This is a genomic window from Flavimarina sp. Hel_I_48, from assembly GCF_000733945.1.
In the GTDB taxonomy this organism is placed as follows: domain Bacteria; phylum Bacteroidota; class Bacteroidia; order Flavobacteriales; family Flavobacteriaceae; genus Leeuwenhoekiella.
Genome location: NZ_JPOL01000002.1, coordinates 3,284,974 through 3,306,269, shown reverse-complemented (window position 1 = coordinate 3,306,269; position 21,296 = coordinate 3,284,974). Strand labels below are relative to the sequence as shown.

Here is a 21,296-nt window from a genome sequence, read left to right as displayed (position 1 = left end):
CTTTAAAAAACACCATAAAATGAACTTCAATAATTTCACCATAAAATCACAGGAAGCCCTACAGCACGCGCAGCAGTTGGCGCAAGGCTATGGACACCAACAAATAGAAAACGAACACATTTTCAAGGCACTCTTTGAAGTGGATGAAAATGTAACTCCCTTCCTTTTACAAAAACTGGACGTCAATGTAAATCTGCTGAAACAAATCCTGGACAGCACATTGACCAGTTTCCCAAAAGTGAGCGGAGGCGAAATCATACTTTCACGCGAAGCCGGAAAAACAATGACCGAAGCCGGCCTGATCGCAAAAAAAATGAACGATGAATATGTATCCATAGAGCATTTGCTTTTGGCCATATTTAAATCCAACAGTAAGATAGCACAGATCCTAAAAGATCAGGGCGTCACTGAAAAACACCTTAAAGCTGCAATTGAAGAATTGCGCAATGGCGATCGCGTGACTTCGCAAAGCGCTGAAGAAACGTACAATTCGTTAAGCAAATATGCCAAAAACCTGAATCAAATGGCGCGTGATGGCAAGCTTGATCCCGTTATAGGCCGCGATGAGGAAATACGCCGTATTTTGCAAATCCTTACCCGCAGGACAAAAAACAATCCCATACTTGTGGGCGAACCCGGTACCGGTAAGACCGCAATTGCAGAAGGTCTTGCGCATCGTATCGTAGATGGTGATGTTCCAGAAAATTTGCAGGAAAAACAAATTTGGGCATTAGATATGGGCGCGCTTATCGCCGGGGCCAAATACAAAGGTGAATTTGAAGAACGCCTAAAAGCGGTAATCAAAGAAGTAACAACTTCCGCAGGAGATGTGGTACTGTTTATAGACGAGATTCACACTCTGGTAGGTGCCGGTGGCGGTCAGGGCGCGATGGATGCGGCAAACATTCTCAAACCTGCCCTTGCGCGTGGCGAACTGCGGGCCATTGGCGCAACCACGTTAGATGAATACCAGAAATATTTTGAAAAAGACAAAGCGCTGGAACGCCGTTTTCAACGGGTACAGGTGAATGAGCCAGATACTGAAAGTGCGATTTCCATTTTGCGTGGTATCAAAGAAAAGTATGAAACGCATCACAAGGTACGTATCAAAGACAACGCGATCATCGCCGCGGTAGAACTTTCCCAGCGGTATATAACAAATCGTTTTCTACCCGACAAGGCGATTGACCTGATGGACGAGGCCGCTTCTAAAATGCGCATGGAAATCAATTCCAAGCCGGAAGAACTGGATGTTCTCGACCGCAAGATCATGCAGTTGGAAATTGAAATTGAAGCCATAAAACGCGAGCAGGATGAGACCAAACTTAAAAACCTGCAGGCAGAACTGGCCAATCTCAAAGAAGACCGCAATGAGATCAACGCGAAATGGATGAGCGAAAAGGAAGTGGTAGACAACATCCAGAGCGCTAAACAGGATATTGAAAACTTCAAGTTGGAAGCCGAACGTGCAGAACGTGAGGGCAACTATGGTAAAGTTGCAGAATTGCGCTATGGTAAGATCAAGGAAGCCCAGGAGCAGCTGGAACAATACCAGAAACAGTTGGCCGGCCAGGAAGAAAACAGCCTGATCAAAGAAGAGGTGACAAGTGAAGATATCGCAGAAGTAGTCGCCAAATGGACGGGAATCCCTGTGGCAAAAATGCTTCAGAGCGATCGCGAGAAATTACTGCACCTTGAAGAAGAACTGCACAAACGTGTGGTGGGCCAGGACGAAGCCATTGTCGCGGTGAGCGATGCCATACGACGTAGCCGTGCCGGTTTGCAAGATCAGCGGAAACCTGTGGGATCATTCCTCTTCCTGGGAACTACCGGCGTTGGTAAGACCGAACTTGCCAAAGCACTGGCGGAGTTTCTCTTTGATGATGAGAACAACATGACCCGTATTGATATGAGTGAATATCAGGAACGCCACTCGGTGAGCAGACTTGTGGGAGCGCCTCCGGGATATGTGGGTTATGATGAAGGTGGCCAACTTACCGAAGCGGTACGTAGAAAACCGTATTCTGTGGTCTTGCTTGATGAGATCGAAAAAGCGCACCCAGATACCTTTAATATCCTGTTACAGGTGCTTGATGAAGGCCGACTTACAGATAACAAGGGCCGCCTGGCGGACTTTAAGAATACGATCATCATCATGACCTCTAATATGGGAAGCCATATCATACAGGAGAAGTTTGAAGCGGTCAAGGATATGGATACGGCGATGGAAGCTGCAAAAGTGGAAGTACTGGCCATGCTTAAACAAAGCGTACGCCCGGAGTTCATAAACCGGATTGATGATATCGTAATGTTTAGTCCGTTGACACGTAAAAACATTCAAAGTGTGGTAAACTTGCAGCTTAAAAGCGTGGGCAAAATGCTCAACAAGCAAGGGATCACCCTTGATGCAACAGAGGATGCGATCAAGTTTCTGGGTGAAAAAGGCTTTCAGCCCGAGTTTGGTGCCCGCCCCGTAAAGCGTACCATACAGAAGGAGGTACTCAACAAACTTTCCAAGGAAATTTTGAGCGGTTCGATCTCTACAGACAGTATCATTTTACTGGATGCCTTTGACGACGAACTGGTTTTTAGAAACCAAAATGAACTGGCGGAAAAAGAATAAAAACCGCTATTTTTATTCAAAAACACCCCAAAAATTAGCTTTTTTGGGGTGTTTTTTTAAATTAATTAATAAATAGTATAAAACTCAAGTTTAGGGTTCTCTTTTAATCTGGTATATTGTTATATGTAAAATGGAAATAAGAGTAATTCTGCCCTTATAGGTATGTTGTAAGGGATAGCAGAAATAATTGAACAGGAAAAATAAAATTTAAAATAGGTAAACACAATATGAAAGCAAAAAAAATCACATTCAAAGAATCACTAAATAGGGAAAAATGCATTACTTTTTTTATTCGATATGGTTACTTTGTTCACACTGAAGACGACCAAATTTTAGTAATGAGAAAAGCAGGTAGTCAATTAACAGTTGACGGAGAAAAATTCCCAAAGGAATTATCTATTTTTTTTAAGAGCAATGAAACTGAAATTGCATTGAAATACAATACGTTTGTTTTATTTGATACTGGGGATTTACAAGAGGAACTGGATGTGATTTCTAATCGAATAAAAACTAATATAAATAGTCTCGTTTAATTTTAGAAAATTGACTCAAACTTACGAATTCACCTCAACTCTGAATTTAAAAATCTAAATTATGAAAGCTCATTCAAATGACTTGTTTTCAGCGGTTTTGAAAAAAAGAAAATGGAATTATTAATTAAAAAAAACTACTACTTACAACATGGTGTATAAAACAAAGCTAATAAGTGCTAAATTGAAGTTTTGTGCTTGTTAATAAAGACCGCCAATTTTTTTTAATTTGGCTTTTAGCATAGAAAAATTTAAAACAAAGAATAAAAATTTGGCTGTGTTTTTATCCGAAGAACTAGCGTCTTTTTATACGCTAAACTTCATACACTAACCGTTGCCACTACTTATGAAAAACATACTACAAATTATAATATATTTTTTTTCAATCGGAGTTTTTGCCTGTACTTGTGATGAACCGAAAATAACTGAAAAATACATTGAATCTGATTTCGTTGCTAAAGCTACAATTGTTAAGAATTATAAAAATGAAAGCTCGATAGAACTTTATAAAGCTGATATAATAATTAGTGAAATCTTCAAAGGCGAAAAATTAAAATCAATTTATGTTGCTGGAAGAAGTGATGGAGGAATGGGAAGTTCTTGTGAACTATTTATTCCCGAAAACACTGAATTAGTTATCTACGCTCGAAAAAGGAAAGATGGGAAATACAGCGTTGGATTGTGTTCTGGCTTACTATATTTAAACAATCGAAATCTAAAAAGGCAAAGAGGGGAATTAAATATTTTAAGAATGTTTAACTCCAAGAATATTGAATTTACTGATAAAGTAAGTTATCGTGAAAAGGGAAAACTTCATAATAATTTAGAGCAATTCAAAGGAATTGAACTTGAAAAAAATTATGCAGTTTATGAAATTACATTTGCATCTGATTTGACAATTAAAAATGTTGTGGAAATTAGTGGTTTTGGCACCTCAATTGACCAAAAATTAATTGATATACTAAAGAAAACAGAATGGTCGAGTTTCGATAATGGAATTAAAGACAAAGTTCATGATAGTAGTAAATTACTAATCGGTATTTATTTCTATCCTGAAGAAAAAGGAAATCCGAGTTTTTTAAGTCAGTTTTATTATTAAATTACTAGCGCAATAACGTATTTAATTAATGGCTTAATCTCGTCAACTTACGAAAATCAAAGCAGATTTTTATTCGGTTTGTATTTGCTAAATTAGTGATTACAATACGTAACAAAGAACTGAAAAAAAAAACAACGCTGCCTCCACATTGCATCTGAGACCTATTTATTCCCTGGCCAATAATCTAAAATCTTAGATATTAGCTGACACCCTTATCCTACTTTTGACTTACCCATTTATCAAAAGAGAAATGCACTTCTCATTATAGGGCACTCATGATCTAACAATGACAAAAGCTTGATTTAATAGCTTATTGCCTACCGCGATCTATGCATTCTTTTTGCTTTTTCCCTTGGCCATAATCCGTTCATAGATTTCACTGTAATTTTTATTTCGCTTACAGCCACTAATTACATAGAGAAATAAAAGGTTCCAGAGCTTTTATGTATACTGGTCAACAATGTTAGTGGCTGCCGCTGTCCTGCTTCATAAGTCCTAGCATAAAATCTTCAATCCGATTAAAATAACTTTCCCTAACAAATCATAATCCTGGATTAGTTAAAAATACTCGCAGTATTAAGGGCAAATCACACGTCCATAGCCAGTTCGATTTTTATTTTTTTGTAACAAATTTTAGATTCCCATACTTACGGTGCGAATTCTAAAAACAAAAAAATGAAACAGTATTTATTACGTTCGGCACTTTTTGTATTGATCTTATCTTTTAATTCTTCCCAGGCGCAGGAAAAAACAAATCTGGAAAACTCTGTCCTATGGAAAGTTGAGCACACAGACCTTAAGCAGCCTTCCTATATTTTTGGATCTTTTCATTTTATGTGTGAAAAGGACTTTAAAATACCAAAAAAAGTAACAGAGGCATTTGAAAATGCGGAGGCATTGGTTTTAGAGGTAAATTTATCTGATCCTGATGAGATGCAAATCTTTCAGGAATCCATTAGCCATCCTAAAAAAATATCTGATGAATTATCTGAGCAGCATTATGAAAAATTGGACTCTCTGGTAAATGAAGTCACAGGACAATCCCTGGAAGCCTATGATAGCTACGGACTTTCTATGTTGCACTCGCTGATGATTACTAAAATGTTGCCTTGTGCCAACCTCAAATCCTTTGAAAATGAACTCACAAAAATGGCAGCTGAAAGTAATAAACCCATATTCAGTTTAGAGAAAGCTTCGCAACAAATTGAAATTTTGAAAAAAACGTATCACTCAGCATTTGCCTTTAAGCAAATAATGCTGTTTGAATATTACAAAAAGGATCTTGCCGGTGCCACTGCAGCTTATAAAAAAGAAGAACTAACCCATACGGTAGATTTAATTATGAAAGAAAGGTATATGGATCGCAATGCAATGGAAGTAATGCAAATAGAGCGAAACAAAAGCTGGGCCGAAAAAATGCCTCAAATGATGCATGAAAAAAGCAATTTATTTGCCGTAGGTGCAGCACATTTGGTACGTGAGTATGGGATAATCAACCTCTTGAGGAAAAAAGGATATACGGTTACCCCAGTCAAAAATTAAGATATTTCTTATGAAAATAACCGAACAGGAATTTTTAGCACGCATCAATCAGCATAAAGGTATTCTCTATAAAGTTTCCAGGATTTATTTTGACAATTTTGAAGACCAGCAGGACTTATTTCAGGAAATCATTTTACAATTATGGAAATCCCTGGATTCTTTTAAAGGGAATAGCGCGTTTTCTACGTGGATGTATAGAGTTGCGTTAAATACGGCAATCGTATTCTTTAAAAAAGAAAACAGGAAGCCTGATAAATACGCATCGCTAAAGATCGAACCGGTTAGCGCTGATAGTTACACCAATGAAAAAGACCTGCAATTGGTTCATTTTTATAAAGCAGTGAAAGAGCTCAATAAAGTTGAAAAAGCACTGATTCTACAATATATTGAAGGTTTTTCAGGGAAAGAAATAGCTGAAAATTTAGGGATTTCAGAAGCAAACGTTCGCGTAAAGACAAATAGGATTAAAAGTAAATTACAAGACATTATAAAAAATCAAGGATATGAATTTTGATGACATAAAAAACAAAATGAATGCTGAATCAATGGAGAATCAAACAATTCCGCAGCATATAAAAGAATTAAAAAGTACCCAGTTACCACTTCAAAAAATAAGAAGAAACTTAAGAAATGAGATTTTAATTCAAATTGTAGTTTTTATTAGCCTCTTTACCATTTCTGGTTTGTTAGAAATGAACAGAATTGCAAAAGGCCTGTATTTTATATTATTGTTTATTATAACATTGATCACTATCATTTATCTTTTAAAGATGAGCACTTTTCTTAAACGCAAACTGGATATATCCACAAGCTCTAAACATGTACTTATAACTACAATTCATGAACTCCATTTAACCCTGGAAGTATATAAAACCGCCATAATATCAGGTAGTTTAATCCTTCCTTTTCTAGTTTTTGTAGTTTACACGGGTAAAGGTGATTTTGTGGATTCTACCCTTTATGATCTACTTACTTTTGAAATTAGCACAAATACGCTGCTATGCTATATAATTGGTTATTTGCTGGCATCCATAATAATTGTCTTTATGACGAGATGGTGGACAAATTTGCTCTATGGAAAATATTTAAAAAACATTGAGAAAACCTTGAACGAAATGAATGTTGAATAGCTCCATCCCTAACACAGATCACATTAATTAGTGACAGTGTTCTCTATGAGGAGAGGAATACATTCTCCCTGTTAATCCCTAAATTAAAATCGAACATATCCTTCAGGATTGAGATTGAAAACAATTAACCGCGCCACAAAAAAATATTAAAAAGTAGATTTTAAGCCAAATAATAATCATTGATCAAACTAAAAACTATCAGATCTCCGTTAATTGTGCTGCAAAATCCTATACTATTTTAAGATCTTCTAATTACGATCGGTTAAAAAGTGACATACCTTAAATCCGAAGTACGAGTTATGGGTAAGCAGGATAAAATCAAATAGTTAGAAGTCAAGGTCAAATAACTGGAGTTTATCGAAAAGTTTCAAAAGGATTACAATTTCAATCTGGAGAACCTATCAGGAATTGACCCAGAATCTTGAAAAACGAAATCCCAGAGTTTAAACCAGTTAATTTACATACCTAAAAATGTTACTGTTCATACTTAAAGGAATCAAATAGGGCGTAATGCTCTCGCGTTGGCCATTTTGAACCCATAAAAGAAAGATTTTCTAAGCTGGTATAAACAGAAAACTTCACAGCTGTTTTTACTTCGGTTTGTAAGGTTTTCACCAGTTGGTCATTTATAAACCATTTGACAAGATACTTTCCACCCACATTATTTAATTCCATTCTAAAAATAGACCATGCTTCCATTTTAACTTTAAATTCTTCTGAAGTAAAGGGTTTGCTCTGGGAAGTACAAAACACAACGGCCTGATCAACCTCAGCATTTAACGTCTCGCGTAACGCTGATTTTCCAAAACCTATTTCAAAATCAACTTCATAAGCCGGTTTACCGCTGTGGTACAAAAAAGCGCCAATACTACACCGCGCGTTTTTTTCAAATTGTGGAATGTAAATACGCCAGATATAGCTACCAACACCAAAATCTTTTCGCCGCGTATGCGCTTTTACACGGTCCTGGCTTCCTACACTGGTTGTGATTTTCAAAGATTCTCCCTCAATAACATAAGAGCTGGGGCTCTGGGAAGAATCGTCCTGCCATAAAAAGTCAAAGCTGCTTTGAGAATCAAAATTTTCTATAAAGGGAGCTGCTGCAGACCTTTCCATTTTAGTTTGCTTGTTTACAAGTGATTTACAACTGTTCAAAAACAAAAAACTGGCAATACCGATAATTTTTACGAGAAGTTTATTCACTGAAGGCTTGTTGTAATTTAGTTTTTTGGGGCAATTATCTTAAATCTTAAGAAAAGAAATTTACCGAATTTTCTTAAATAACTCAAAAAGTGAAGACCACGCTTTGCAAATGCTTTCCCCCTGGCTAACTTTATAAAATTGAGCAGTTTATCATTCTGACCTTTAAAATGAATAGAAAAATCTCTTTTATTCACACTTACCTTTTTACTCATTTCATATGCTGATAGTTCTTAAAAATTCCTTCGGGAAGCTGCATTTTATGCAGATTTACTTTCTGAAAATCAGCTTTGCTTTTTAAGAATCTTTTTTTTTACCGGCTTCAGATAGGAAACTCACGATAACTATAAAAAACTCGTTTTGATCAGCTATTATTGAGTATTTCAGGCAGATTTTTATCATTTTTAATAGGTTTTTCAATTCACTAAATAGCTCTCTATATTCCAGGTTTTCTTCCTTTTTAGATCATAAAACGTGCTTTCCGACCTATTTATTAACCTTTTCATACTGAAAATGGTCCTCAGAAATTCATTCGTATCGCATCCCATAAATTGGGCACAAGGTTAAACCCACGTGAAAAATGATTTGGTATTTGCTGGTTTTGATTAATTTTCAAAAAACAATTTCTTATGCGCTCTATCTGGAATGGCTCTATCAGTTTTGGCCTCGTATCTATCCCCATTAAAATGTATTCTGGCTCCGAAGACCGAAAGATCGATCTCGATATGCTTGATAGCCATGATCATGAACGCATTCGCTACAAGCGTATCAATGAAAAAAGCGGAAAAGAAGTTGAATGGAAGGATATCGTAAAAGGTTATAAACGTGACGATGGCTATGTGATTTTAGAGGATGAGGATTTTGAACAGGCCAATATGAAAAAGAACAAGACTATAGATATTGAAGAATTTATCGAAGAAGATGATGTGAGCGATGTCCTTTTTAAAAAACCTTATTTCCTTGAACCTCAAAAGGAGGGCGGAAAATCCTATAACCTCCTGCGCAACGCGCTCAAAAAAACCGGGAAACTGGGTGTGGCTACCTTTGTGATGCGTCAAAAAGAACATTTGAGTTTAATAGGGGTTTACAAAGATGCACTTGTACTTCACGTGATACGTTTTGATGATGAGATCAGAAATCCCACAGATTTAAAACTGCCAACAACAAAAGTGTCAAAGAAAGAAGTTGATATGGCGCTTTCACTTATTGAGCAATACACCACAAAATTTGATCCCACAAAGTATAAAGATGTCTATAATGACCAGTTGCTGAAGATCATAAAGAACAAAGCTTCTGGCAAAAAAACCGAGGCCACGGAAGAAATTGATACTACCCCTACCCCGGCCAAGGATCTTATGAGCCGACTTAAAGACAGTCTGGAAAAAAGAAAGAAATCAAAAGCTTCATAAAGAAACCTTATGAGTCTCGATCGCTACAACGACAAGCGAAAATTTGATTCCACCCCTGAGCCCGCTGGCAACTTAGGAACGACTAAAGGGAATCGCTTTGTGGTACAACGCCACGACGCGCGAAAGCTGCATTATGACCTGCGCCTGGAAATGGACGGCGTGCTCAAGAGCTGGGCAGTGCCTAAAGGTCCTTCATTAAATCCTGAGCACAAACGCCTCGCCATACATACCGAAGATCACCCTGTGGAATACTTGAGTTTTGAAGGCACTATACCCAAAGGTAATTACGGAGCTGGGGATATGGAAATTTGGGATCACGGCACCTTTGAAATCCTTCCAGACAATGATCCTGATCAGCAATTGCAACAGCTTGCACGAGGCGATCTCAAAATTCGTTTTACGGGTAAAAAGCTCAGGGGTGCTTTTGCCTTAGTCAAGATGAAGGGCAGAAATAATGACAAACAATGGCTTCTTATCAAAAAGAAGGATCAGTTCGCCATTGAACTTCCCGATAATACGGGATTTCCTGAAGAAGAAACAGATACTTCAAAAGAAGTCAAAGTAAAGAAGCTATCTACAGGTACTTTTGTACCGCCCATGCTCGCTTCGCAACCAAAAAAAATTTTCAACGATCCAGAATGGATTTATGAAATAAAATGGGACGGTTACAGAATCATTGCATCTATAGAACATGGTAAAGTGGAACTGTATTCCAGAAACGGAAATCCCTACGGTAAACTATATCCAAAAATAAAAAAATCGCTGGAAGGTTTGCAACATGATGTTATACTGGACGGCGAAATTGTGATTGTAAACGCCGAAGGTATACCCAATTTTCAGGCACTGCAAAACTACGATCCTGTTACCACGCCAGGAGAACTTCGGTATTATGTGTTTGACATGCTGTATCTCAATGGGCACGAGATGTTGAACCTTCCACTCCTGGATAGAAAAAGCTTAATTCCCGAAGTTATAGAAGATCTTGATTGTATTTTTTACTGTGATCATGTGGAGGGCATGGGACAAGCGTTTTATACCCGCGCGATAGAAGCCGGACTTGAAGGGGTCATCGCCAAGAAAAAGGACAGTCTTTATACTCCCGGTCACCGCAGCGAGAACTGGATCAAGGTTAAGGCCATTCAGACCGAAGATGTACTTATTTGTGGATACACAGATTCACAAAACGGTGGATCCATTTTTGGATCTTTGATTTTGGGAAAAATGGAAGAAGGTGCGCTTGTATATATTGGCAATTGCGGTTCTGGATATAGCAATTCGGAGCAAAAAAAGCTCAGGGAAAAATTTGAATTGCTTGCCAAAGAAACAACGCCTTTTGACCAAAAAATAAACCTTAAAGGAAGAAAGCCCAATTGGCTCAACCCGCAGCTAATCTGTAAAGTGAAATTTTCGGAATATACAAGTAATGGAATCATGCGGCATCCCATTTACAAAGGATTACTGGCAGAAAATAAGCAAAATGAAGAAACTGCTTCCGTGCAGGATTTGGTTGGCGGGAAATCGCGTAAAAACACACAAAAAAGCGATTCAGGGAATGTTCTGGAACTGGACGGAATTCAATTACCGCTGACCCATCTGGACAAGGTTTACTGGCCAGAAACGGGCTTGCGTAAATATGACCTTATCGATTATTATCTCAACATTGCAGAAACAATTTTACCTTATTTGGTAGACCGTCCGCAAAACATGCACAGGCATCCTGAGGGAATACGTTCCGAAGGATTTTATCAAAAAGACAATGAAAACCTCCCAAAATGGGCAAAAACGGTCATTCTTGAGTCAAAATCGGCTAAAAAAGATATAGAATATCTGGTTTGTCAAAACGAGGCGACCCTGCTTTATATGGCAAACCTGGGCTGTATAGAATTGAACCCGTGGAGTTCCAGGATAGGTTCTTTAGAACATCCGGATTATACGGTAATCGATCTGGACCCTTCCCAAAAGAATTCTTTTGAAGAAGTCATTGAAACCGCTCAGTGCATTAAAGATATTCTTGACAAGGCCAAAATCCCTGGATTTTGTAAAACTTCCGGCTCTCGCGGACTTCATATTTATATTCCCCTGGCTGGAAATTACAGCTACTCAGAAGCTCGGGATTTCACAAAATTGATCTGTTATTTTGTACAGCAGCGACTTCCAAAACTCACCACATTAGAACGTACGATCAAAAAACGCAATGGCCGTATTTATCTGGATTGTATGCAAAACCGAAAAGCACAAACCCTGGCCGCCGCTTACTGTGTGCGCCCTAAACCTCAGGCACCAGTCTCTGCCCCACTTCTATGGAAAGAGGTAAAAAGCGGCTTACGCATAGCTGATTTTACCCTTTCTAACATGCAGGAAAGAATAGCAGAACATGGCGATCTTTTTAAGGCTGTACTCGAAGAAGGAATTGATATGGAAGCCTGCCTTAACGCGCTGGATAAACTGGATTGAACTATTACCGAAACATATAATTGCACTTTCCTATGAGAAGTGATCTTTAATCGCTTGTTCAGCAGCGTGAAAACCACACATGCCATGAACACCGCCACCTGGAGGGGTTGAAGAAGAACAAAGATAAACTTTGGGATCAGCCGTTTTATATGGCGATATTTTGGCAATCGGACGTGTAAAGAGTTGGGTGATATCTTGTTTTCCACCATTGATATCGCCTGCTATGATATTGGGATTGAATGTTTGCAGCTGTTCCGTATTCATGATGGAACGTTTTAAAATAATATCCCTAAAACCAGGGGCTGCCCTTTCAATTTGGCGTTCTATAAGCTCTGTATAATCATGCGTACTTCCGGAAGGAACATGGCAATATGCCCAGGCGGTATGCATTCCTTCAGGTGCTCGTGTATCATCAAATAGGCTATGCTGGGCGACGAGAACATAAGGTGTATCGGTCATATTTCCCTTATGTATACCTTTTTCCGAATTTTCCATTTCCTGTTTACTAAAACCTAAATGTACGGTCCCTGATTTCCGACATTTTTCATTTAGAAATGGAATAGGTTCTTTCAATGCCCAGTCCATTTTAAAGACCCCAGCGCCATATTTAAAGCCTTTGAGGCGTTTTTTATAAAGCCAACTTAAATCTAATCCCTTGATATTTAGCAGTTGTTTTGGGGTGATATCAAACAAATACGCCTTTGAAGTAGGTAATTTAGCATAATCTGTGACTGTACTGTTGCGTTCTATTTGTCCCCCGAGCGATTCATAATAGCCCACAAGCGCTTGAATAAAATTGCCTGCTCCCCCCTTAGGAAATGGCCATCCATAGTTGTGTGCCAGCGTAGTGAGCACAAGCCCAAAAGAAGAGGAAATAAGACTGTGAAGTGGCAAAGTGGAATGTGCCGCAGCGCCGTAAAAAAAAGCTTTTGTTCGGTTATTATTGAAATAATGGTCGGCAATCATTGCTGCGGAGGGTAAAGCTTTTAAACCAAACTTTACAAATTCCAAAGGCTTTTGTGGCCAGCCCAAGGGACCTAGTAAGTCCTGATCCAGGTGATCCCATTCTTTTACCAGAGGTTTGAACAGTCTTAAGTAACCATCTTTATCTTGATCTAATTGATCGGCCGTTTGATAGATATCTTTGTAACAAGCTATGGCGCTTCCATCTTCAAAAGGATGGGAGAAAGGAATTTCGGGAAAGATCCATTGCAACCCATACTTCTCAAGGGGCAATGTGCTTAAGTACGGTGAAGCTAATCCCAATGGCAAAATTGACGAACCCACATCATGCTTAAAACCTGGAAGGGTACGTTCTTCCGTTTTTGTAGAACCGCCCAGTGTACTGGAATGTTCAAGAATTAGTGTTTTCAATCCTTTTTGTTGCAGGCGTATTGCGGCGGAAAGACCATTAGATCCACTGCCGATAATTACCGCATCGTAATCCTTTGCCATTAGGGAATTTTATTTAAATCAAGCGTTTGAAGATATTCTTTAAAGGTTATTGTCCCATGTTCTGGATTTACCATATCATGGGTTGTAATATATATAAAATAAGAAAGATTTTGCCCCAGGTTTTTGGCAAATAGTTTGGGTGGCTTACTACCCAATTTGGCCAACCATTTAGGTACAAAAATCAACCTTGCGCCAGTCTTTTCTGCGATCATTGCGGCCATTTTTTTCCGGGTATGGACTTCAGGGCCACCTACTTCTGCAATCTTTGGCCCGGTTTGCAAAAAGGAGACAATGACCTTTGCCAAATCTTTATGGTGAATACTATTCGTAAGGGCACTCCCAGATCCTACAACGGGTATTATTTTTCGTTTACCCATAATAATAAGATCGTTTAGCCCTGAAAAAAAACCTGTAGGTCTAAGGATCGTATATTCAATTCCTGATTTGATAAGGTCATCTTCAAAAAGGTTATGTGTCCTGGGTATTTCAAATTCCGGCGAAGTATCCGCTCCTTTTATGGAGACGAAAATAAAGCGCTTCACGTTATGCCTAAGGGCATCGTCTAAAATAGCTTTATTTGCCAAATAATTACTTTCATAATAAGTATCTTCAGATTGTGTAAAGAGACTGAGGCTTTCCCCAAGAGCAGATATAATAACTGAAATACCTTTAGTGATATCTTTTATATCTTCGGGATTTTCTACTGCATTGGCCTGCCAGACCTCATTTGAAAAATGTCCTACTTTTTCTGCGCTTTCCCTGGTTCGTGTTAAACATCTAACCTCGCGCGTTTCGTTTGCCAATAACTTCAGGATTTCCATACCTAGAGCCCCTGAAGCTCCCGCAAGTAATATTTTTCCTTCAAGCATGATAATTAGGTTTTGATCAAAATTAGATCATATTTTACCAGTTTTGACAAACTAATAATTAAGAAATAGAATAATTTAAAGATTTTAAAGCATGAAAAAAGGGATCTGGTCATATATACCTTATTCAGGCATAAAAAATTGCGGTAGGACTTTTAATAAATGTTCCTGACAGGATCAATATCTTTAGCAGGATCAAAATGTATCCTATCAGGTAAAAAAAGCACTTCCTTAAGACCTCCAAGAGCAAGGTCTATTTTATTGAAATAGTTTGATAAATATAGAGGTTAAATTGGTGAAGAATCGTTAACTTTCAAAACGTTAAGCTATAATTTGATTAAAATATTGACTTTAAATTATACATCTGCTATAAAATCTAAATTTTAAGAGCCCTTATGAAGTTAAATCGATTAATTCTGTTTCTTTTTGTTTTTGGAATTATACTTCCCAACTATTCACAGCAAATATCAAAAGAAGAACTTCTTTTCCTAACTCCAGAATGGAAGGGTGAGCGTTTTGATGATGGCCGTCCACATGTATCGGAAGCCATCCTAAACCGTATGAAGTTGGTCACCCTTGAAGAAGCTTGGGCAGTATTGAAAGGGGAGAATTTTAATTTTCAGTATTCCGAAGATTGGCAAACGATCAATCCTGATAGTGTACTTGTAGGAAGGGCTGTAACTGCCATTTTCATGCCTGGCAGACCAGATATTCACAGGGCTATTGATGATAGGGGGCACAATCAGGACGGAAGAATAAAATCCCAGAACTCATGGCCTTTGGAATTATTGCAAAAAGGTGATGTGTATGTTGTAGATCAGTTTGGTGCGCACGTGGATGGGCCAACAATTGGAGATAACCTTGGTAATGCCATCTATGCAAAAACCGGAAATGGTATTGTATATGATGGAGCTATCAGGGACATAGATGGCCTTAAAGAATTAGAGGGTTTTACTTCCTTTTTCAGAAGTTATCATCCTTCCCACCATCTCAATGATCCTGACGGAAGATTAAATACCACACTTGTGGGTATCAACACCCCTACCAGGATAGGTATGGCAACGGTCATGCCTGGGGATATTGTACTGGGTCGCGATGGAGGCGTTATTTTCATACCGCCACATCTTGCAGAGCGTGTTGTAAAAACTTCTGAAATCGTGCGATTACGGGATATGTTTGGTCATGAAAGACTGCGGGAACAAAAGTACACCGCTGGCGAAATAGATAATCGATGGTCTGAAGCAATTGAAAAGGATTTTTCAAAATGGCTAAATGAGCATATTGATGAACTTCCGGTACCTAAAGAGCAAATTCAAGAACTCTTAAAAACAAGGACCTGGTAAAAGGTTTATTTTAGCAGGTCCTAGGTTTAATTATGGAAGTAAAAATTATTTAAAGAACGGAACATTCTTATCCGCATATTTGCGCATACCTTCTTCATTGATTTCAACGCCTATTCCCGGCTTTTCTGAAAGTGTTATAAAACCATTTTCCACCATGGGCCCTTCATAAGAAATAATTTCTTTGAACATGGGATCTTTTTCAAAATAAACCTGCCATTCAAGGATCATAAAATTAGGCACTGAGGCACATACATGACAGGAGGCCATGGCTCCTAAAAAGGAGGCTACCATATGCGGGGCAAATGGCACGTAGTACAAATTGGCCAAATTAGCTATTCGCTGCGCCTCTCCCAGGCCGCCTGCTTTTTGTAAATCTGGCATTATAATATCCACGGCACCATCTTCCAGCAAAGGTCTAAAGCCGTGGGCCAGATAATGATTCTCACCAGCACAAATAGGAGTACTTGTAGATTCAGTGATTTTTTTATAGGCATCAGGATTTTCCGCAGCAATTGGTTCTTCCAGCCACATCATATTTATGGGCTCCAGAATTTTAGCTACTTTTTCTCCCGTAATACCGTCATATCTTCCGTGCATATCAGCACATATATCAATATTGGGACCCACTGCTTCCCTGGCTGCGGCCATTTGATCATACATACGCTGAACCTCAGCCGGACTAGCCGTCCAGTTATACCTGTCGTATTTATTAGGGTCGTTAGCCTGATCAAGATCAAACTTAACAGCGGTAAATCCCATATCTACCGCTTCTTTCGCCGCGGCAGCAAAATCCTTGGGTTCTGGCAGTCTATTTTGATATAGTGCAGTATCCAGGTAAACCCTGATTTTATCCCTGAATTTACCGCCCAGTAACTGATAAACCGGCAATCCCAGAGCTTTACCTGCTAAATCCCACAATGCGGTCTCAACCGCTGTCAATACCGCGACATACATACCAGATTGTGCCCCTTCAAAAAACCCACCCTTTCTCAAATCCTCAAAAAGGCGGTTCACATTAAGTGGATTTTGACCTTTAAGTCGATCACCAAACATTTTTACCAAATAATAGGTTCCCGGTGTTGCGTCTACACCTTCCCCATGTCCTACAATATCCTGATTGCTATATATTTTGACAAAAAGACTATGTCCATTTCTAATATATCCACATTTGATATCTGTGATCTTCAGGTCTGAGGGTGCTGAACTTTTTGGCGTAAGATCTATTGCGGTTTCAAATGTTTTACCAAAATTTACGAAAGGCATGGCTGTCAAAGCAGTAGTGGCGGCAACCTTCGTAAAAAAATCTCTTCTTGAATTACTCATAAGTTTAGTTTTAGTTAGCTTAAATATGGATCGTATGCTTATATCAGTTTACGGTAACGACCTTGCCGGGTTTTTCTGTGGATTTTCCATGCCAATAGGACGCTAAGATTGATCCCGTAATATTCATTAAAGGGCCAAATACAGCAGGCGCGAGGCCCATAGTCGCGATTTTTCCCAGACTGTTCGCTATACCTGATGCCAAACCCCCATTTTGCATACCCACTTCAATGGCAATTGTTCGCGAATCTTCTTCAGACATTCTGAAAAGCCTCGCATACCAGTAGCCAAGAAAATATCCAAAAATATTATGTATAAGTACCAGTACCATCAGTACTCCACCTATCTCTAACAGGCTGTCCCTGCCTGCTGCTGTTATGATGGTAATAATAAGTCCAATGGCCAGCATAGATATTAAGGGCATGGCCCTACCAAGCCAATTAATACTGTTACCGAATATTCTATTGAATAACAAGCCAGCACCAATGGGAAGGATGATCATTTTTACAATACTCCACATCATGGCCAGGACCTCGATTTCAATAAATTCACCAGCAAAAAGTTTCATCATAAGTGGCGTTAAAAAGGGAGCCAGCAAAGTTGCTATGGAAGTAATGGTAATAGAAAGGGCAACATTCGCATTGGCTAAAAATGCCATTACATTTGATGCCACCCCACTTGGGGAACAGCCTATTAGTACAATACCAGCTGCAATTTCAGGCGGAAAATTGCTTATTGAAGCAAGAAAATAACCCATTAAGGGCATAACCAATAATTGTGCGGTAACCCCTATAACAACACCTTTTGGTTCTTGAAATACGCCGGCGAAATCTTTTATACTCATGGTAGTACCCATCCCGAACATAATAATTTGAATCAATGGGATGATCAGGACCGTAAACTGAAAATCATTAATATTAGTAAAATATTGTGGGTAGAAAAGCGCTGCGGTAACACCCGCAAAAATCATGGTTGTGAATATCAGACCTTTTGTTTTTTCATAACCATTGAATCCTATGGCTAAAAGCGCAAAGAAACCCAGAATCAGAAGACCTGAATGTTCTAAATTCCCAGTGAGGATCATCCCTATGATAACAATGAATAATAAAGCTGCCAGGCCCAAGGCGGACGAATAAAAGTTTATTTTTTCCACAATGAATTAAATTAGAGTTTAAACGCCTGTCTAGCCAGTAATTTCCAATCCTTATCCTGTTTTTGAAAAACAAGCATACAGCCAATATTCACTTTTGCCTGTGACCCATTATTTGTCCCTTCTCCCTTAAAAATATGCCTTACAACGGCTATATCACCAGAAGTTTGTATAGTTTGATCAACCGGGCTGATTGCTGAAAATTGAAATGCACCGTTCATTACACCATCTATATACTCGGATTTATTCTCAACCTTACCACTGGAGTGGCCGTAGGTCAAATCTTCTGAAGTAAGATCCTTGAGTACCTTCTCATTATTTTGAATCATGGCTTCATAAAGTTGGGTGACAGCATGTCCAACATTTTTTGCGCTATTGTTCTTCTGTGCAAGCAAATTGCTAAAGGGTGTCAAAATAAATAGTACGAACAACCATACTAAGGCAAAGAATCTTGATTTCGCGTAAACTGGATTATTTTTTTTCATGTTGGTTTTATAAACTTTCATTTATCAAATTACTATTGCTTTCTAGAGGACATATAATCAGTGAGTTCTTTTCTTGTCATTGGTAATTTAGTATCTGGGTATGCTTTTAACCAATTTTCGAAATCAGTATTTATTTCCTGTGTCCACTTCGTATCGATCTGACCGGCCGTATATTTTTTTTCACGCAGTCTTTGAAATCCGAAAAGATCCCTTAAACCCACTATTTCTGATGAAAGAACTAATTCTGAAGCCAAATGCGATGGAATAAAAACGGTACCATGCTGATTTGCCAAAACAACATCACCTGGTAACACCGTTGCCCTACCTATGCGAATGGGCATATTTATACTCGTTAGCATTTCTTCTTGCAAATAAGAAGGGTCGGCACCTTTGTGCCATCCATTAAAACCCTGGACATTAAGAAGACCGGCGACATCCCTTACGCCTCCATTAAAGATAACACCATTTCCTGAGTTGGCATAAATAGCATTTCCTAAATTTGAACCTATGAGCGTTCCATCTACGATCCTTCCATATCCATCGGCAACATAGATATCACCTGGAACAAGTTGCTGAATAGGCCAGGAATTACTACCTCCAATAGTATCACGACGTTCTGCCGCTCCATTGAGTTTTACGACCTTTTGATAATCTGGCCTTAAAGGCATATACTGCGCTGTAACCACTCTTCCAGTCATTGCGCTTTCCGGGTGAATTATTTCCCAATCCCCTTCATATTGATTATTGTAGCCCTTCCCTCTTAAAAAGCCCCAGGCCTCCTCAATTTGAATATTCTTCATTCGTTCCAGCAATGCATCTGAAACTTTGGGCCTCCCGTCTTCAAAACGTTCTCCATTCCAATTGGAAGTAAGTTCCTTTATTCGTTCTGGAGATGCAGTAACCCCCTGTGCCCTCAAATGGCAAAAACCGAAAAAGCACATTAGGAATACGGTTATTTTAATTTTCTTCATTTTTCGCTGGTTTAAATATTTCTTTTATAGATACGCGTATTAATTCTGCGATTTAGTACTTCAACTGATTATCCTATTGTCAAACACTTATTAAAAACAATCCTTATTAAAAATTCGATTTTTGGAATATATTTCAATTATTTACTCGCAAAGTGTACATTCTTAACTGTAGGTCCTATCATGGGACCTGAGCTCATCCCACTCTTTAGTTGGGGCAAAATAACTTTTGTCTCTTTGATCAATGTGCTGTTTCAGCACCTCCTCATTTAACTCAATCCCAAGACCTGGCGCAGTCAGTGGAACGGTCGCAAAGCCTTTATCAATCATTTTATATCCACCTACGGTTTTAACTAAATCTTCCCACCAGGGCAAGTCTACCGAGTGATGTTCCAAAGCGAGAAAATTTTGTGTCGCTGCTGCACAGTGCACATTGGCCATAAAGGATACCGGCGTCCCTGCCTGATGCATGGCCATCGCCACACCAAATTCTTCGGCATAATCGCCTATTCTTTTGGTTTCTAAAAGTCCGCCAGAAGATGCAAGATCAGGATGTATGATATCAACCGCACGTTGTTCTATTAACGGTTTGAAATTTTCCAAAAGATAAATATCCTCACCCGTGGTGGTAGGGGTTTCGATGGAATTTGTAATCGTCTTCCATTGTTCTGTATATTGCCAGGGAACCATATCTTCAAACCATGCCAATCTGTACTTCTCAAGGGCTTTGGCTAATCTTATGTTATTATTCATATCAAAATGCCCATAATGATCTGTTGAAATGGGTATTTCGTAGCCCACCATATTCCGAACATCCTCAACAACTTGCTGAAGTTCTTCGAGTCCTTTATCCGTAATTTGAATTTGGGTAAAAGGATGCATGGTATTACCATAGTTCATATAATTTCTACGGTCGCCCCATTGGTTGAGATTGCCTTTGTCATCCTCCCAAAATTTTCCATTTACAACAGTGCCGGGCTTTCCTTTTAGTTCTCCAATGGAGACATCCATTTTAAGCCAGGTATATCCCTGCTCATTAATACGATAATCAATGAGTTTTTTCTGTTCTTCAGGAGATTTAGCCTCTGGGGTATCAGCATACATGCGCACCTTATCGCGGTATCTTCCTCCAAGCAATTGCCAGGCAGGAACATTGTACGCTTTACCGCAAAGATCCCATAGGGCCATTTCAACCCCACAGACCCCTCCTGCCTGACGAGAGGGCCCACCAAATTGTTTGATGCTCTTAAAGATCTTCTCCACATTACATGGATTTTCCCCTAGAATTCGGCTTTTTAACATTAAGGCGTAGCGTACGTCTGCCGCATCCCGCACTTCACCAAGACCGTGAATGCCCTGATTAGTGTCTATACGTATTATAGCTGTGCCGCCCATAACGTCAGTAAGCACATAGCGCATATCTGTTATTTTTAATTCTGACGGCGCAGATGCCCTATTTACCTTTCCAGTTGTATGTGCCACGGTATCCTCGAAGGAATATCCCGTAGTAAAACTTGATAAAGCGATACCTCCCAGAGCTGTCTTTTTCAAAAAATTGCGACGCTCATTTGCGGTATAGGGATTGTTCATTTCGGCATTTCTGCTATTTGAATAATCAGTTTCTTCCTTTTTAAATTTATTGATTAGTTTATGAAGTCTATTTTCCATACTATTGATTTTTAATACATTATTACCTTATTATACAACTATTTAAGACTGTAA

The 21,296-nt window shown here is 38.8% G+C and carries 17 protein-coding genes; 9 read left to right on the top strand and 8 right to left on the bottom strand.

What is annotated here, in order from left to right; all coding sequences use genetic code 11:
• Positions 1 to 19 precede the first annotated feature (19 nt).
• From clpB to P162_RS14260, 6 genes are all read left to right on the top strand, one after another.
• Positions 20 to 2,623, top strand: a complete 2,604-nt coding sequence (gene clpB, locus P162_RS14285; RefSeq protein ID WP_031428331.1) for an ATP-dependent chaperone ClpB — start codon at positions 20 to 22, stop codon at positions 2,621 to 2,623.
• 227 nt (positions 2,624 to 2,850) lie between these two features.
• Entirely contained in the window at positions 2,851 to 3,156 is a 306-nt protein-coding gene (locus P162_RS14280) for a hypothetical protein (protein WP_031428329.1), read from the top strand.
• Between the two features lie 343 nt (positions 3,157 to 3,499).
• Positions 3,500 to 4,252, top strand: a complete 753-nt coding sequence (locus tag P162_RS14275; protein WP_031428327.1) for a hypothetical protein — start codon at positions 3,500 to 3,502, stop codon at positions 4,250 to 4,252.
• A gap of 675 nt (positions 4,253 to 4,927) precedes the next feature.
• The gene (locus tag P162_RS14270; protein ID WP_031428325.1) at positions 4,928 to 5,794 is read left to right on the top strand and encodes a TraB/GumN family protein; all 867 of its coding nucleotides are present in this window, start codon (positions 4,928 to 4,930) and stop codon (positions 5,792 to 5,794) included.
• A 10-nt stretch (positions 5,795 to 5,804) separates the two neighbouring features.
• Positions 5,805 to 6,308, top strand: coding sequence for an RNA polymerase sigma factor (locus P162_RS14265; protein WP_031428324.1), 504 nt, complete (start codon positions 5,805 to 5,807; stop codon positions 6,306 to 6,308).
• A complete protein-coding gene (locus tag P162_RS14260; protein WP_031428323.1) occupies positions 6,298 to 6,924 on the top strand; it encodes a hypothetical protein in 627 nt (208 codons plus the stop codon). The genes P162_RS14265 and P162_RS14260 overlap by 11 nt, the downstream gene beginning before the upstream one ends.
• 474 nt (positions 6,925 to 7,398) lie before the next feature.
• Here P162_RS14260 and P162_RS14255 read toward each other — a convergent pair whose 3' ends face one another.
• Positions 7,399 to 8,127, bottom strand: coding sequence for a hypothetical protein (locus P162_RS14255; protein ID WP_051907922.1), 729 nt, complete (start codon positions 8,125 to 8,127; stop codon positions 7,399 to 7,401).
• 626 nt (positions 8,128 to 8,753) lie between these two features.
• Between P162_RS14255 and P162_RS14245 the strand changes: the two genes are divergently transcribed.
• Together P162_RS14245 and ligD are read left to right on the top strand one after the other, a co-directional pair.
• The gene (locus P162_RS14245; RefSeq protein ID WP_031428318.1) at positions 8,754 to 9,533 is read left to right on the top strand and encodes a Ku protein; all 780 of its coding nucleotides are present in this window, start codon (positions 8,754 to 8,756) and stop codon (positions 9,531 to 9,533) included.
• A gap of 9 nt (positions 9,534 to 9,542) precedes the next feature.
• Positions 9,543 to 11,987, top strand: a complete 2,445-nt coding sequence (gene ligD / locus P162_RS14240; protein WP_031428317.1) for a DNA ligase D — start codon at positions 9,543 to 9,545, stop codon at positions 11,985 to 11,987.
• 30 nt (positions 11,988 to 12,017) lie between these two features.
• Here ligD and P162_RS14235 read toward each other — a convergent pair whose 3' ends face one another.
• Together P162_RS14235 and P162_RS14230 are read right to left on the bottom strand one after the other, a co-directional pair.
• Positions 12,018 to 13,442 (bottom strand): phytoene desaturase family protein, encoded by a 1,425-nt coding sequence (locus tag P162_RS14235; protein WP_031428316.1) that lies wholly within the window; start codon positions 13,440 to 13,442, stop codon positions 12,018 to 12,020.
• Positions 13,442 to 14,311, bottom strand: coding sequence for an SDR family oxidoreductase (locus P162_RS14230; protein ID WP_031428315.1), 870 nt, complete (start codon positions 14,309 to 14,311; stop codon positions 13,442 to 13,444). Before P162_RS14230 ends, P162_RS14235 begins: the two co-directional genes overlap by 1 nt.
• A 392-nt stretch (positions 14,312 to 14,703) precedes the next feature.
• Between P162_RS14230 and P162_RS14225 the strand changes: the two genes are divergently transcribed.
• Positions 14,704 to 15,651, top strand: a complete 948-nt coding sequence (locus P162_RS14225; protein WP_031428314.1) for an RraA family protein — start codon at positions 14,704 to 14,706, stop codon at positions 15,649 to 15,651.
• 45 nt (positions 15,652 to 15,696) lie between these two features.
• On the opposite strand, the gene P162_RS14220 is transcribed toward P162_RS14225, so the two are convergent.
• The 5 genes from P162_RS14220 to P162_RS14200 all read right to left on the bottom strand — a co-directional run bounded on the left by P162_RS14220 (position 15,697) and on the right by P162_RS14200 (position 21,242).
• Positions 15,697 to 16,974, bottom strand: a complete 1,278-nt coding sequence (locus P162_RS14220; RefSeq protein WP_031428313.1) for a mandelate racemase/muconate lactonizing enzyme family protein — start codon at positions 16,972 to 16,974, stop codon at positions 15,697 to 15,699.
• A gap of 43 nt (positions 16,975 to 17,017) precedes the next feature.
• Positions 17,018 to 18,124: a bile acid:sodium symporter family protein gene (locus P162_RS14215; RefSeq protein ID WP_241077783.1), complete on the bottom strand. Its 1,107-nt coding sequence runs from the start codon at positions 18,122 to 18,124 to the stop codon at positions 17,018 to 17,020.
• 11 nt (positions 18,125 to 18,135) lie between these two features.
• Positions 18,136 to 18,606, bottom strand: coding sequence for a nuclear transport factor 2 family protein (locus tag P162_RS14210; protein ID WP_051907920.1), 471 nt, complete (start codon positions 18,604 to 18,606; stop codon positions 18,136 to 18,138).
• 32 nt (positions 18,607 to 18,638) lie between these two features.
• A complete protein-coding gene (locus P162_RS14205) occupies positions 18,639 to 19,577 on the bottom strand; it encodes an RraA family protein (protein WP_031428307.1) in 939 nt (312 codons plus the stop codon).
• Positions 19,578 to 19,739: 162 nt separating this feature from the next.
• Positions 19,740 to 21,242 (bottom strand): mandelate racemase/muconate lactonizing enzyme family protein, encoded by a 1,503-nt coding sequence (locus tag P162_RS14200; RefSeq protein ID WP_031428305.1) that lies wholly within the window; start codon positions 21,240 to 21,242, stop codon positions 19,740 to 19,742.
• Positions 21,243 to 21,296: the final 54 nt, after the last annotated feature.

Coding starts and splice junctions, on each gene's coding strand:
- clpB (WP_031428331.1), top strand. CDS start 20: ATGAACTTCAATAATTTCACCATAAAATCACAGGAAGCCCTACAGCAC.
- P162_RS14280 (WP_031428329.1), top strand. CDS start 2,851: ATGAAAGCAAAAAAAATCACATTCAAAGAATCACTAAATAGGGAAAAA.
- P162_RS14275 (WP_031428327.1), top strand. CDS start 3,500: ATGAAAAACATACTACAAATTATAATATATTTTTTTTCAATCGGAGTT.
- P162_RS14270 (WP_031428325.1), top strand. CDS start 4,928: ATGAAACAGTATTTATTACGTTCGGCACTTTTTGTATTGATCTTATCT.
- P162_RS14265 (WP_031428324.1), top strand. CDS start 5,805: ATGAAAATAACCGAACAGGAATTTTTAGCACGCATCAATCAGCATAAA.
- P162_RS14260 (WP_031428323.1), top strand. CDS start 6,298: ATGAATTTTGATGACATAAAAAACAAAATGAATGCTGAATCAATGGAG.
- P162_RS14245 (WP_031428318.1), top strand. CDS start 8,754: ATGCGCTCTATCTGGAATGGCTCTATCAGTTTTGGCCTCGTATCTATC.
- ligD (WP_031428317.1), top strand. CDS start 9,543: ATGAGTCTCGATCGCTACAACGACAAGCGAAAATTTGATTCCACCCCT.
- P162_RS14235 (WP_031428316.1), bottom strand. CDS start 13,442: ATGGCAAAGGATTACGATGCGGTAATTATCGGCAGTGGATCTAATGGT.
- P162_RS14230 (WP_031428315.1), bottom strand. CDS start 14,311: ATGCTTGAAGGAAAAATATTACTTGCGGGAGCTTCAGGGGCTCTAGGT.
- P162_RS14225 (WP_031428314.1), top strand. CDS start 14,704: ATGAAGTTAAATCGATTAATTCTGTTTCTTTTTGTTTTTGGAATTATA.
- P162_RS14220 (WP_031428313.1), bottom strand. CDS start 16,974: ATGAGTAATTCAAGAAGAGATTTTTTTACGAAGGTTGCCGCCACTACT.
- P162_RS14210 (WP_051907920.1), bottom strand. CDS start 18,606: ATGAAAAAAAATAATCCAGTTTACGCGAAATCAAGATTCTTTGCCTTA.
- P162_RS14205 (WP_031428307.1), bottom strand. CDS start 19,577: ATGAAGAAAATTAAAATAACCGTATTCCTAATGTGCTTTTTCGGTTTT.
- P162_RS14200 (WP_031428305.1), bottom strand. CDS start 21,242: ATGGAAAATAGACTTCATAAACTAATCAATAAATTTAAAAAGGAAGAA.